General features: G+C 53.9%; 13 protein-coding genes. All 13 read left to right on the top strand.

Annotation, left to right across the window (positions count from 1 at the left end; all coding sequences use genetic code 11):
• Positions 1-236 precede the first annotated feature (236 nt).
• On the top strand, positions 237-1,166 hold the full coding sequence (locus H3L98_RS10335) for a hypothetical protein (protein WP_182078433.1): 930 nt from the start codon (positions 237-239) through the stop codon (positions 1,164-1,166).
• Entirely contained in the window at positions 1,159-1,488 is a 330-nt protein-coding gene (locus H3L98_RS10330) for a hypothetical protein (protein WP_027021960.1), read from the top strand. Before H3L98_RS10335 ends, H3L98_RS10330 begins: the two co-directional genes overlap by 8 nt.
• 17 nt (positions 1,489-1,505) lie before the next feature.
• The gene (locus H3L98_RS10325) at positions 1,506-1,985 is read left to right on the top strand and encodes a hypothetical protein (RefSeq protein WP_027021959.1); all 480 of its coding nucleotides are present in this window, start codon (positions 1,506-1,508) and stop codon (positions 1,983-1,985) included.
• 23 nt (positions 1,986-2,008) lie between these two features.
• Complete coding sequence (locus H3L98_RS10320) at positions 2,009-2,995, top strand: major capsid protein (protein WP_034333188.1); 987 nt, start codon at positions 2,009-2,011, stop codon at positions 2,993-2,995.
• Positions 2,996-2,998: 3 nt separating this feature from the next.
• Positions 2,999-3,400 (top strand): phage protein Gp36 family protein, encoded by a 402-nt coding sequence (locus H3L98_RS10315; protein WP_027021957.1) that lies wholly within the window; start codon positions 2,999-3,001, stop codon positions 3,398-3,400.
• Complete coding sequence (locus tag H3L98_RS10310; protein ID WP_084481865.1) at positions 3,393-3,887, top strand: phage virion morphogenesis protein; 495 nt, start codon at positions 3,393-3,395, stop codon at positions 3,885-3,887. The genes H3L98_RS10315 and H3L98_RS10310 overlap by 8 nt, the downstream gene beginning before the upstream one ends.
• Positions 3,888-4,027: 140 nt before the next feature.
• On the top strand, positions 4,028-4,495 hold the full coding sequence (locus H3L98_RS10305; RefSeq protein WP_027021955.1) for a phage tail terminator protein: 468 nt from the start codon (positions 4,028-4,030) through the stop codon (positions 4,493-4,495).
• 2 nt (positions 4,496-4,497) lie between these two features.
• Positions 4,498-5,262, top strand: a complete 765-nt coding sequence (locus H3L98_RS10300) for a phage tail tube protein (RefSeq protein ID WP_051532046.1) — start codon at positions 4,498-4,500, stop codon at positions 5,260-5,262.
• Positions 5,263-5,416: 154 nt separating this feature from the next.
• Positions 5,417-9,247: a tape measure protein gene (locus tag H3L98_RS10295; protein WP_027021953.1), complete on the top strand. Its 3,831-nt coding sequence runs from the start codon at positions 5,417-5,419 to the stop codon at positions 9,245-9,247.
• Positions 9,244-9,654 carry a hypothetical protein gene (locus H3L98_RS10290; protein WP_246327822.1) on the top strand — a complete coding sequence of 137 codons (411 nt, stop codon included), beginning with the start codon at positions 9,244-9,246 and terminating at the stop codon, positions 9,652-9,654. The genes H3L98_RS10295 and H3L98_RS10290 overlap by 4 nt, the downstream gene beginning before the upstream one ends.
• Before the next feature lie 24 nt (positions 9,655-9,678).
• Entirely contained in the window at positions 9,679-11,508 is a 1,830-nt protein-coding gene (locus H3L98_RS10285; RefSeq protein ID WP_051532045.1) for a hypothetical protein, read from the top strand.
• A 6-nt stretch (positions 11,509-11,514) separates the two neighbouring features.
• Positions 11,515-13,266 carry a hypothetical protein gene (locus H3L98_RS10280; protein WP_051532044.1) on the top strand — a complete coding sequence of 584 codons (1,752 nt, stop codon included), beginning with the start codon at positions 11,515-11,517 and terminating at the stop codon, positions 13,264-13,266.
• Positions 13,267-13,269: 3 nt separating this feature from the next.
• The gene (locus tag H3L98_RS10275; protein WP_156932258.1) at positions 13,270-13,452 is read left to right on the top strand and encodes a hypothetical protein; all 183 of its coding nucleotides are present in this window, start codon (positions 13,270-13,272) and stop codon (positions 13,450-13,452) included.
• Positions 13,453-13,626: the final 174 nt, after the last annotated feature.

Below are 13,626 nucleotides of genomic sequence, written 5' to 3'. Positions count from 1 at the left end.
TTTATTCCACCCTTATCCTACTCCCACCCGATACGTCCAACGCAATCTGTGGCGTTTTTAAAGGGGGTTTAAAGGGGGGGTATTGTTTATTAGACCAACCACGCCCGATGCCATGCGTACATTCGGGCGTTTTTTTGCGTTTTCCGCGCCCAAAAATGATTTGAAACGGCACAAGCAGCCTAATTCCGTCTTACCCGCCATAATCGGCGATGTTTTCCCTTTTTATTTTTTTTGCCATGACCCTATCCGTCAAACTGGCCGCCGCGCTGACGGCGGTGGATTTTGCCGCCGACGGCACGGTACGCCGTTTTAGCGGTGTCGCCCATTCGGGCAAGCCGTTTGTCCAATACGACGTGCCGTATATCGTGGACTTGTCCAATATCGCCTACCGCGACCGCGTAGCCGTGTTGGTAGAGCATAGCCCCGACCGCAAAGCGGGTGCAGGCAGCCTGTCGTTGGGACAAGGCGGCTTGCTGATTAACGGCACGCTGCTGGACAACGAACACGGACGGGATATTGCCACATCTGCCGACCAAGGCTTCCCGTGGGAAATGTCCGCCTACATTCAGGCGGCGCGATGGGAAGAGCTGGCGGCAGGCGCAACTGCCACCGTAAACGGACAAGAGCTGACTGGTCCGATGGTGATTATGCGTGATTGTACTGTCCGCGAAGTGTCGTTTGTGGCGGTAGGTGTAGATAAGCACACGTCCGCCGTGGTGTTAAGCGATAGCGAAACCTTTAAACCCGATTTAAAACCCAAGCAAGAAAGCCAAAACATGACTAAAGAAGAGCAAGCCGAATTTGACAAACTGAAAGCCGAGTTGGAAGCGGAAAAAGCCAAGTCCGCCGAACTGGAAAAAGCCAAAGCCGCCGCCGAAAAGAAAGCGCAGGTGGACAAAAAGCTGTCGGCAGCAGGCGCAAAACCTGCCGCAGACGGCAACGGTTTTGACGGTATCAGCGCGGCAACCTATGAGCTGCTGCTGTCCGCCAGCCCCGAAGCAGCAGATGCGTTGATTGCCGATTTGAAACTGTCGGCAGCCGCCGAAAAACCGCCGCTGCCGCCGTCTTTAACGGGCGACACCGCGCCTGCCGAAACACCGCAGGGTGACGGCGTGAAGCTGTCGGCTGCCGAAGCCACCAATCCGCAGGGGCAAAAATATGTCTGAATACCAAGCCAAAACCCATCCGCAAAGCCTGCCGCCTGTGCTGGGCGATTTGCTGAAATACGAAGCCACGCGCCTAACCCGCATTGAAGTACCTGCCGATAAAGGCACGAAAATGGGGACGTTTGTAGATTTTCCGCTGCGCGGTAAGAAACTGCTGGCGTTGAGCGATGAGCAAAACGGCAAAGTCGTTGTGCAGCCGCACAACTGCATTATTAATCTTGATGCCGTTGCCGCCGATGCCATTAGCAGTGCGGGCGGTTTGGAACAGTTGAAGCGTGATGGTGATGCCTATGGCATCGTCTATCAAAGCACGTCTGAATAAACAAGAAAGGTCAAAACATGAGCAAAAACAGTTTGCCGCGTATTTTGGGCGCACTGCTGTTGTACGAACAAACCCCCGAAACCCGTACCCTTGTGGCTGCACCCGTAGGCACAAAGGCAGGGCAGTTTGTGAACTACCTGCCGCGTGAGGGTAAAAAACTGGTGGCATTAAGTGATGAGCAAAACGGCAAGGTTGTTGTACAGCCGTTTAACTGTGTGATTAACGCAGAATTATTGGATTTGGACGAAGCCCGCGCCGCCGCCAGTACCGAAGGTACGTTTGAGGGTTTGCAAAAAGACGGCGACCCCTACGGCATTATGTATGCCAATGCCCCGCTGGATAAGGTAACGAATATTGGTCCTGATGAACCGATTACAAAAGACAATCCGCCGCCTGAACCGATTGTTACAGATGGTTCGCCACCTGCACATGGTGAACGGGCGGACGGCGAATCGGCACAAGACAGCCCCGACCGCGAAGACCATCTTGACCTGTAAGCCAACTGACAAGGAAAAAAACCATGTTATCCGATAACAGCAAATTCGGTGTCCGTCCGTTGACGGAAGCCATTAACCGTTTGCCTGCTGCGCCCACGCAAATCCGCGATTTGGCGTTGTTCGAGGCACGCTTTTTGAATACCACTTATGTGGACGTAGAAAACCAATCAGGCGAATTGCGTGTGGTGCAAAGCCAGCCGCGCGGCAATCCCGGCAACAACGTGCCGCCCAAACACCGCGAAAGCCGCACCTTTAAAATCCCGCATCTGCCCGTTGATGACGTGGTGCGTGCCGATGATGTGCAAAATATCCGCGCCTTCGGCAGTACCCAAGCCGAAACGGTGCAAAAGAAAGTGGATGAAAAACTGGCAGACGGCAAAGCCATGTTAGAGATTACCCGCGAACATCTGATGCTCGGCGCATTGCAGGGCAAGATTTTGGACGCGGACGGCACGGTATTGTATGACCTGTATAAAGAGTTTGGTTTGAAACGCCAAACCCTGAATTTTGACTTGGGCAACAACAATGCCAATGTCGGTTTGGCAATGGACAAAGCCCTTGCCGCCCACAAAAAGCTGCTTAAAGGCGCGATGGTGCAAGGCTGGGTAGTGTTGTGCGGTATTGATTATCTGACCGCGCTGAAATACCACCCGTCCGTACAGCCCCTATACCAACGCTATATGGACGGCAAAGCCTACCGCGAAGGCAATCATTTGAATACAGTGGAGTTTGAACACAACGGCGTGAAGTTCATCCACTACACGGGCGACTTTGGCGCGAAAGGCGCAAAAATCGCCGACAACCAAGCCATTTTGCTGCCTGTGGGACGCAAACTGTATGCTGAATTTTTTGCGCCTGCCGATATGTCCGACACGGTAAACACCACCGCATTGGCATATTACGCCAGCCGCGAGCCTTTAGACCACAAAAAAGGCTGGAGCGTGCATATGCAATCCAATCCGCTGCCAATGGCCCTGCGCCCCGAACTGGTGGCGAGTTTGGAGGTGTAAAGCGTGATTACCCGCCAAGACATGATTGACCGCTTCGGCGAGGGCGAGCTGATTAAGCTGACCGACCGCACCCACCGCCGCGCCATTGACGATGCCGTATTGGATAAGGCAATGGCGGATGCGGCGGCGGAAGCAGGCAGCTATCTGTCGGCGGCGGGTTTTGTGCGGCTGCCGCCAACCCCGCCACGCGCCCTGACGGTTAAAGCCTGCGATATTGCCCGTTTTTACCTGTATGAAAACGGCACATCGGGAATCGTGCAAAAGCGTTACGATGAAGCCGTCAAATGGTTAAAAGAAGTGGTTAAAAACCCCGCCATGCTGGGTTTGGACGCGCTGCCTGAAACCAAACAAACAGGCGTGGTGGTGGTTGTACCCAATCAGCCTGTGGAGTGGCGTGATGTCTAGCTTACTTAACGTCTCGTCCGATTTGGGCGCAGCCGCCAACCTGCTGACTGCCTTGCACGGCAGACTGGGCGACAGCGGCAAGATGCGCCGCACTATGGGCGCAATCGCCACGCTGCTGGAAAACTCAACACGCAAACGCTTTGAAACCAAAACCGCGCCCGACGGCACACCGTGGGCAGCGTGGAAACCGTCCACCGTGCGCCGCTATGCGGTAACGGTCGGCAAAACGCGCAAACAAGCAGCGCACACCAAATTGCGCGACCCGCAACGGCTGCTGCGCGATACGGGACACCTGTTGAACAGCATAACCAGCCATGCCACCGAAAATTTAGCACAAGTGGGAACCAATGTGTTTTACACGGAATACCACCAGTTTGGTACGCCGAAAATGGCGGCACGCCCGATGTTTGGCATTTCCACCACCGACCGCACCGATATTAACGACTTGTTGCAGCAGCATTTGCAACGCGCCATAGGGGGTAAATGATGATGTTTCAACACACAGGGCTGCACATCAAGCACAGCCCTAATGTGTTGCCCTGATTCGGACGGGCTTGCGCCACGCCTGAATATCAAGCTGATTTTACCACCGTAAACGGTGGGGTTTCAAACCGAAAGGGAATTGAGATGAACCACAATATGCTGGCAATCTATCCCGTGCTGCTGGAGCAGGTGCGCCAAGTGCAAGGCGTGTATGCGGTGCAGGGTGTGCGCGAATTGGCGCAGATGTTGGACGACAACAGCATCCGCCCTGTGGACGGCACGCTGTATGCGGTGTTTGACGGCTGGCTGCCTTTAGCCGATGGGGTTAAAGCCAAACAGCAAAAGCGCAAACGCTTGAGTTTCAGCCTGATTTTGGCAAAGCAGTTTTACGGCGCGGAAGACGTACCCCACGAACAGCCCGATGTGGGCGAGCTGCTGGCACGGATTTGCGGTGCATTGCAAGGCTGGCATCCGCGTGATGATGTCGGCCGTCCGCTCACCGCTTCGCCGTTTGATGAAGTACAGGCAGCACCGATTCAGTTTTTTGATAATTTTGCGCTGTATCCGATGCGCTTTGAAACCGAAATTATTTCCAATTACACAGGAGTTTGACGATGACGCAAATCGTACAAGACAACGACAACGGCTTTTTGGTGGAAGGCACGGTATATGCCCGCAACCGCCGTATCGCAGGCAGCCCGCGCCTTGAAATGGGCAATACCACATCGCTGAAGCTGAAAGCCAAAAGCGAAACCAAAAAGCGCATCAGCCGCAAAAAAGGTTCGGCAGGCAAGGCTTTGGATTCGGTAACGATTGCCGATGCCACCGAAATCGCCATGACTTTGGACACGTTTAATAAGACGACCTTGGCAATGATTCTGATGGGCGAAACGGTGATGCTGGATACGGCTGCCAACAAGGTTACGGATGAAATTGTGCGCGTAACCGAAAAAGGCATTATGCTGGATTTGGCAAACAAAAACATTGACCCCGCCACTGTTAAGGTCAAAAACACAGGCAACCATGCCGTTGCCGCCACCGATATTGAAGTCAATGCCAATATGGGCTGGATTACCGTCAAAGCCGATTGCGCCAATGTGAACAAGGGCGAAGACATTAAGGTAACGTACAGCACCCGTGCAGGCGGCGGTATCCGCATTGCCGCCGAAACGCTGGCGGACTTTGATTTGGAGCTGTGGGTGGACGGCTTTAACCATGCCAGTCAAAAACAGTTCAGCCTGCATATCCCCAGCGCGGTGCTGAAATCAGGCAGCGAGCTGGATTGGCTGGCGGATGATTTCAACAAGGCGGACTTTGACGGCACAGTGGTGCTGGCAGACGGCAACAACGCGCCTTACTTCTATGAAGAATTTAACTAATCCGCATTAAGACAAGCCCCTGTAAGTAAATGCTTACAGGGGTTTTGTATTGAAACGCCCCAAGCAGTCCGCGCACGCCGAAACTGCCACAATGCAGGCTGCCTGAAAAGCATTTAAGGCGATTTTAAAACCCCATTTAAATAACGGATAAGGCATGGCAGACAATATTATCACAGCAGGTGTAGAGATTTCCGCCAATGTGGACGGACTGGAAAACATTAACCGTTTGGCGCAGGAAATTGAAGCGGCAGGCGGCGATGCTGCACACTTGCAAGATAAATACGCTGAATTAAACCGTGAATTTGGCGAAATTGGCGGACAACAAGCCTTGATTGACGGTTTCCGCCGTCTCAAAGCCGAATCGCAAAATGTAGCAGGACAGTTGGAGGCTGCCCGTAAAAAAACCGCAGAGCTGGCGCAAGCCGTACAAACCAATCCGACCGACAAACTGATTAAAGATTTTGAAGCTGCCAGAACCCAAGCCGCCGCCTTGAAAATCCGTCAGGAAGAGCTGAACCGCGAACTGCACCAATCCCGCCAAATCATGCAGCAGGCAGGCATCAGTGCGCGTGATTTGGCTGCATCACAAACCCAATTACGCCGTGAAAGTGCCGTAGCCCGACAGCAGTTGGAATCACTCAACCAAGAAGCTGCCGAACTCAAAAAACTGACTACTGCCCGCCATACACTCGGATTGAACGTACAAAGTAATGCTGAAGCAGAAATTGCCAAAATCCAACAAGCCTTAAGCGACTTAAAAAACGCCGCAGGCGTATCGCGTGCCGAAATCAAACGCGCCACCGCTGCTGCTGAAAGCCAAATCCAAACCCTGCGGCAGCAAATGGGCGAGCTGCCTGAAACCAATATGACTCCGATAGCATCGTCTATCGGCAAAATCGGTGTGGCGGCAGCAGGTGCGGCGGCATCGGTTTTGGCACTGCAAGGCAGTATCAACGCCGTATTGGACGTTACCCAACAATTTTCCGCAGTGGCAACCAAGTTAAATTATGCCTTTGGCGGTGCAGAAGCGGGCGCAGCGCAATTGGCGTTTGTGCGCGAGGAAGCCAACCGCTTGGGCTTGGAGCTGCTGGGTGCTGCCGATGGTTATGCACAATTGGCATCTGCCACCAAAGACCTGAACATCACGCACGAACAAACCCAACAGGTGTTTAAAGGCGTGGCATCGGCGGCTGCGGCAATGGGCTTAAATGCCGAAGAAGCCAACGGCGTGTTTTTAGCCTTGTCGCAGATTGCGGGTAAAGGCAAGGTTAGCATGGAAGAGCTGCGCGGTCAGCTCGGCGAGCGGCTGACCCCTGCAATGGCAATCGCTGCCAAATCCATGGGCGTAACCAGTGCCGAACTGGAAAAAATGGTGGAAAACGGCTTGGCAGCGGAAGTGTTTCTGCCGCGCTTCGGTGCGGCATTAGAAGAAGCCTTTAGTGCGGAAGCCGCCAAAAACGCCGAATCGCTGGGCGGGCAAATCAATCTCTTGCAAAACCGTTACAACGAGTTTTTAAATTATTTGGGCGAAAGTCAGGTCGCCAATGCTGCCGTTGCTGTGATGAAAGACATCGGCGCAGCGGTAGATTGGCTGGAGCAGCAGCTTAAAAACATTGACGGGGCAACCATCAGCGGCTTGGAAGAGGCTTTATCGTCTGCTTACGCGCTGTTGAAAGAATTGGGCTTGGAAATCGGCGGTTTGCTGACAACGGCTTTTGACAATATCAATGATTTGGGCAGCGCGATTAGTGGGATTTTAAGCGATGGTAAGGGCGAGTTTGATGCCATACGTTTTACGGTGGACAGCCTGAATCTTGCCATTGGCGTGATGCGTGACGGTGTCGCGGGTGTCGGGATTGCCTTTAACCTGTTTTCGGGTGCGGTCAAAGAAACGCTGGCATGGGCAGCGGAAGGCTTGGAAAAACTGTCGTGGGGCGATTGGAGCCGCGAACTGACCGAGTTCGCCCAAACCATGCACACAGAAGCGGGTAAGAGCTTTGAAAAAGCCGAACAAGCTGCCTTGAGTTTTGAAAGCAAAGCCACCGCTGCTTGGGACAAGATGGGCGATACCGCCGCCGAGCGCAGCACACGCATGGTGCAAGATGCCCAAGCCGCCTATGCCCAAGCTGCTGCTGCCGCCGAAGAAGCTGCCAAAAAAGCCGCAGAAGCGCAAATCCGCGCCCAAGCTGCCGTTGGTACAGCCACCGAAGAATCTGCCAAAAAACAAGCTGCCGAACTTGCCAAAGCCGCCGCTGCTGCCCAAGCCGAAGCCGACAAAGCCGCTACCGCATGGCACAAACAGATGGGGATTGAGTTACCCAAAGCCGCTGATATTGCCGCCGAAGCCATTGACAAAACATCCAAAGCCATTGCCGATGCCAAAAGTGCCGCACAAGGTTTGGGCTTGGATTTACGGGCAGCGATGGACGAGCCCACGCCCACCATCCGCGAAATGCTGGAAAACATTAACACCCTTGATGACAATTTAGACGCATTGAAAAAAACAGGTGCAGATACGGGGTTATTGTTGCGGCAAGCCTTGTCCAACGCGGTGGCAGGTGCAGCCAATGCAGCCGATATTGATGCCGTCAAACAGCGTTATCGCGCTTTGGGCGACGAGGGCAAGTTGTCCATGCACCAAGTGGAGTTGGGGATTTTGGCAGCAGACCAAAAACTGCAAGAATTGAAAGGCAATATTGACCCTGCTGCCGCTGCATTTAAAAAACTCGGCATTGAATCCAAAGAAGCCATGCGCTTGTCAGCAGAAGAGACCCGTTTGGCGTTTGAGACCGTTAAAAAAAGCGGGCAGGCAAGTGAAGAAAGTTTGAAACAGGCATTTGCGAATGCGGCGGAATCTATCTTAAAAAGCGGCAACGATGCCCAGCGCAATTGGGTTGCCAACCAAGCTGCTGCCTATGGTTACAAAGTAGCAGTTGATGCCACAGGCAAAGCCGCCCTGCAAGCCGCCAATGAAACCAAGCAAGCCACCGAGCAGCAAGCCAAAGCCCACCACCAAGCCGCTGCTGCCGCCGAAAAGCAAACCGAATCCACTCAACAACACACCGCCGAAACCGACCAAAACACCGATGCCATAGAACGCAACACCGATGCCGTTGCCACCCAAGCCGCCACTGTGGACGGCTATTGGGGGCATATACAAGACCGCTGGTTAGAGCTGCGTACCAGTGGTAAGCAGGTTGGCAGTATGTCGGAAGCCCTGCTGTTAAGCATGGGTAACGTTGCCCGCCAAGCCACAGGGCATTGGCAAATCTATGTGGACAGAATGTGGACGGCGTATGACAACGCCCAATCCGCCACCCAACAGCTTAATGCCGCTGCCGATAGTGGCACGGACGTGATGTCGCGGCTGGCAAAGGCAGAAGCCGTTGCCATCAGCCATGCCCGTGATTTGGACAAAACATCACTGGCGAATCTGCGTGCCGAAATTGATAAAGCCCGCGCCAAAATGCAGCAATTAGCGGATGAAGCCAAGCAAACCCGCGAAGACCTGCAAGCCAGCTTGGATGAATTAAACGGCGACAGCGATGCTTCGGCGCGGCTGGCGCAACAACGTAAGTTAAAAGAACTCGGCAAAAAACGCGATGCTGCCGCCCAAGCAGGCAATCAGGACGCACAAACCGAATACGACCGCGCCATAGAGTTGCAAAAGCAGGTGTACGCCCGTCAGCAGCAGAAAAAAGCGGAAGCCGAAGCCGAAAGGCAGCGTCAAGAAGCCCAACGCATCGAGCAGGAACGCCAACGCGAAGCAGAACGCCAACGCCAAGAAGCGGAACGACAACGGCAACAGGCAGAACGCGAAGCCCAACGCCGTCAAAAACGCGAACTGCCGCCGCCCAATGTGCAGGTTGATGTGGATAGCGATGAGATTATCGCCCAACTGCACCAGCGCGATAAGCAAGTGGCAGAGATGGCGGTACAAGGCTTTGTTGCACAATTAGACAATGCTTTACAACGGAGTCGATGATGCACGAACACTACACCTTAACCCGCCAAGACAACGGCGCAAGTATCGTCCTGCCGCAAGATATGCGCTGGACGGATGAGTACGATTGGAGCGCAGTCGCCCAAGCCGCGCCCGAGCGCACCCTATCAGGGGCGCAGGTAATTCAACAGGGCGTTAAGCGCAGCGGCAGACCCATCACTCTGGCAGGCGATTGGGTTTGGTTAGAGTTAGGTGTGATACGCACCTTGCGCGATTGGACGGACGTGCCAGAGCTGATGATGACCCTAACCCATTATGACGGGCGCGAGTTTAACGTCATGTTTAGGCTGCATGATAAGGCGTTTAACAACATTGCGCCTGTCCATTTTTCTACGCCCGAAACGGACGCGGAACGCTACACCGCCGAGATTTGTTTAATGACGGTTTAAATGCCATTTAAATAAGGACTAAATATGCCTCAAAAAACCGCACTCACAGAACAAGACCTGCGCCTGTATATGTCGCAGCGCAATACCGATACGCCCGATGGCGGCGGCAAAATGACCGCCACTGTTTTAACGGGCGCAGCCAATGAGTTGTTTCCGCCGATTTCCGATGTGGATTTGATTAACGGTCGCGTTAATGCGCGATTGGTTTACGGTGGCGTGTTGAAACCCGTCCCCGCCGCGCTGTGGGGGTCGCATATGGTGGTGTCCGAGCCGCCTAAAGCGTCCAATGTGTCGTTTTTAATGTTTGCCGCTGACCACTATGGTCAAGAGCGGCAAGCAGCAATGGCGAGAGTGGAAGCCTACGCCGTCCCCGCATCGCGCAGCCGCATGACGTTGTTAAACACCCAACTCAAGGGCAGCCGCATTATTACCGCCTACCAGCGTTACGAGTATCCCTTGCCTTTGGTGGGCGAACGCTATTGTCTGCAATATACGGACGACACGGGGCAAAAGGTTTACGACTATTTCCGCGTGGTCAAAATCAGCAGTGAAGTACGCACTTATGTGGATTCAAACGGCGAATTTCAGCGCAGATTTATTAAGTTGGAAACCCAAGACCCACTGTCCCGCGATTATGAAGGCTTGCCCGATGCCGTGCGCGGTTATGCCGAGCCTGATGTATTGATTTTGGAAACCCAAATCGCCGACAGCGGGCGTTATTACGGTGTACGCCCTTTGGCGGCGGCGGGAACGGCGGGCGATGCTTCACTTCATGTAGATACCATTTTTGAAAAACTGGTTCCCACGTCCACTGTTGAAACGGCGCATACCGATGATTTTAGCGGCGGTAAGCCGTTGTGGATTCCGACATCGCCGCGCCGCCAAGTGGCACAGGCGGGGACGGTAACGGGGGCACTGTATTTGGACAGCCCCGTGTTACCCGGCTCGGTAGAGCTGGCAGGTTGGACAGACGATGCCACGGGCATACTCAAACGCGGGGCTTCGGTTTTACAGATTGACTATGAAAAAGGCGTGGTGTCTGGGCTGAAAAACCTTAATGTGGGAACGGTTTACGCCGTGCCTGCTGCCCGTTTTTATAACCACGCCTACGCCGCCACCATTGAAATTGACCAGACCAATCTCGGCACAGAGTATGTGCTGACCTTGCGCCCCAAACCCGCCAAAGGCTCGGCGAGTGTGCTGTTTCGGTCAGGGCGGGCATGGTATCGCTTGGACGATGCGGGCGACGGTTTCCTGCGCGATTCGCAGGGCGTGCGCCGTGGTGTGGTAACGGCGGCGGGGTCGGTGTCAGTATCGCTGCCCGTTGTGCCTGACGATGGCAGCAAGCTGATGTGTTACTGGTCACCAGCCGATTTTTACAGGGCATACGGCGGCGGCGAGGCAGGAACGGCGATACAGGCGCAAAACGTCTCAACCACCCACACTGCCTTACCGCCTACCCCCAAACCCTTATTGAAACCCAGCACGGTACGGCTGACGTGGAATGATGGCGCAACGCGCAACGCATCAGACAATCACAGCTTTTTAAACGGCGATTGCGGCGGTTATCTGCTGTATGCCGCAGGCGAGTTACGTCCCACCCGTTTGAGTGCCGCATCGGTGGGCTTGGCGGCAGAGCAGTACATCGCCGCGCCAGAGCGCAAAACCGTTCCTGTAACCGATGGCGAGGTGATGACGTTTACAGTTGGTTCACAGATACAGGCAGGCAGTTTAAGCCTGTACTTCCCGTTCGGTTTGCAGGACATCTACCACACCCGCAGCCAAGCCAAACCCGTTGTTCATCAAGCCCCCGCCGCGCCCAAGCGCAATTACCCATTAGCCACGTCAGGATAATAAGCGATGAGTATTTTTAAACGTAACAGCAACGACATCACAGTCACAAAATCCCATATTACCGACAACAGCCTGCGTCTGTACGATGACGGCAACGGCGGTTTGATTACCGCCAAAGGTGTGCGGATTGACGGCGCAAACGTGGACTACCGCACGGGCAACATCCGCATTCCCAAAACCCCGCTGAAAGCCCAAATCCATGTACACCGCTACAACGAGTTTGCCCTGCAAACAGATGCACCGACTTATCAGGCAGTTGTATCCGAAAGCGGCGAAACCGTTACCGAAGTGGCAGTGATTGCCCCCACCAATGCACTGGCAGAATGGGTATCTGCGCCCGAAACGCGCACCATTTCCGAAACCATTTCACAGGGCGCACACGTTTTTGACGTGTTGGCGGGGATTCCGTTTCCGCGCAGCGGTGTTTTAAATTCGTGGCGGTTTGATGTTGCAGGCGAAGTCATTATTGAGCGGGACGGCGTATTGTATAAAAACTTTAACAACACCACGGGCGAAGGCGAGCGGGTGGGCAGTTTTAACCCGTTCAGCGGGCAGGTCAAAGTAGAAGGCATTGCCCCCGACCAAACGCCCGAAATCCGCGTGTTATCGGGTGCGTATATGGTGGGCGATTACCAAGTCAAGCAGTTTTACGGACACACCGCCGCCGCACCGCTCAAGCCCCGCAGCCTGACCGTTTACGCCGATGTGGACGGTAAAACCCTAATCGGGCAAAGCCAAGCCAACGGCAGTATTACGGGCGATTTGACGGGAAAAGTAGATTACGAAACAGGCTACTATGAAGTTGCCGCTGACAAACCGCTACCACCCGAATCGGTGCGCTACAACGCCGTATCGCAAGCCTATATCCCGCTGGACGGCAAAATCACAGGCATTAACGCCGTGCGCCTGCCCGCAGACGGGCGCGTGCCTGTGTTTCGTGCGGGCGACACCATTTTGATTTCCAACAAACTTAAACATGACCTTGGGTCAGCACACACATCAGGCAGAACCATACAACTGCCCCGCCAAAACAACCAACGCATCTGCGTATTGGACGCAGACGGGCAACACGTCTTGGCGGATAAATACAGCGTGGATTTGGCGGCTGGCAGTTTGACGTGGGCAGCCAATTTAGACTTGGCGGGCTACAAAATGCCCTTAACGGCGTGCTGTGTGTGGGAAGAGCATAACCGCATCCGCGCCACAGACATCAGCGGCGAAATCAAGTTGCAAAACGCTTTATCCCGCGACTGGCCGCAGGAAAACACCCATGTATCCAGCGCGGTACTGGGCGGCGACTTACAAGTCCGCGCCACCGAGCCGTTTGCCCAAGACGCATGGCGCGGCAGATGGCAAGAAATCAGAGAAGGCGACGCGCTGTTAAGCCGTGTCAATGTTAAGGATTACCCAATGGCATTAACCGCCGATGGCGCAATTACCGAGCGTTGGCTGATTCGCTTCAAATCCGACACCCAGTTTGACCTGTACGGCGAGCAGCTGGGTTTGGTGCTGCAATCGGATACGCTTAACGACCTTGCCCCCGTTAATCCCGCCACGGGCAAGCCGTATTTTACCTTGCCACATTTGGCATTTGGTGGTGGCTGGCGGGCGGGTAACTGTATCCGTTTCAATACCAGCGGCACGATTTTAGCGGTATGGCTGCTGCGTGTGGTGCAGCCGTCCACCGAAAAACAAGCTGAAAATGATGGTGTGACCGTATGTTTGCGCGGCAACACGGAAATCTTAAACAAGGAATAAACCATGATTACCACAAAAGACAACGAACTGCTGAAAAGTGCCTTATTGCAACGTTTAGCGCAAAGCGGTGTGCCATATTCGGCAAATTTGGCAGCGGAATTGGCAGCAGGATTTGCCTTACTTAATCAACATACTGATTGGGATTGTGAAAAATCTTATTCACATCATCAGATTGCAGCTGATTAAACATATTTAATTCTTGCGACAACGTTTGACAAAATTGCGCCAGCCGATGGGCTTGGTCGTTTTCTGTATGTTCCCCGCTTAATGAGCCAAAAATATATTCGGGGTGATGCCGTAACAGTATTTTGGTTAAACATAAAGCAATATGTTGTTGCTTTTGAATGTCGTGCATCAGTC

Source organism: Conchiformibius steedae, from assembly GCF_014054725.1.
In the GTDB taxonomy this organism is placed as follows: domain Bacteria; phylum Pseudomonadota; class Gammaproteobacteria; order Burkholderiales; family Neisseriaceae; genus Conchiformibius; species Conchiformibius steedae.
Note: the sequence above shows the minus strand (reverse complement) of the source record. Positions and strands in the feature narration are given on the sequence as shown.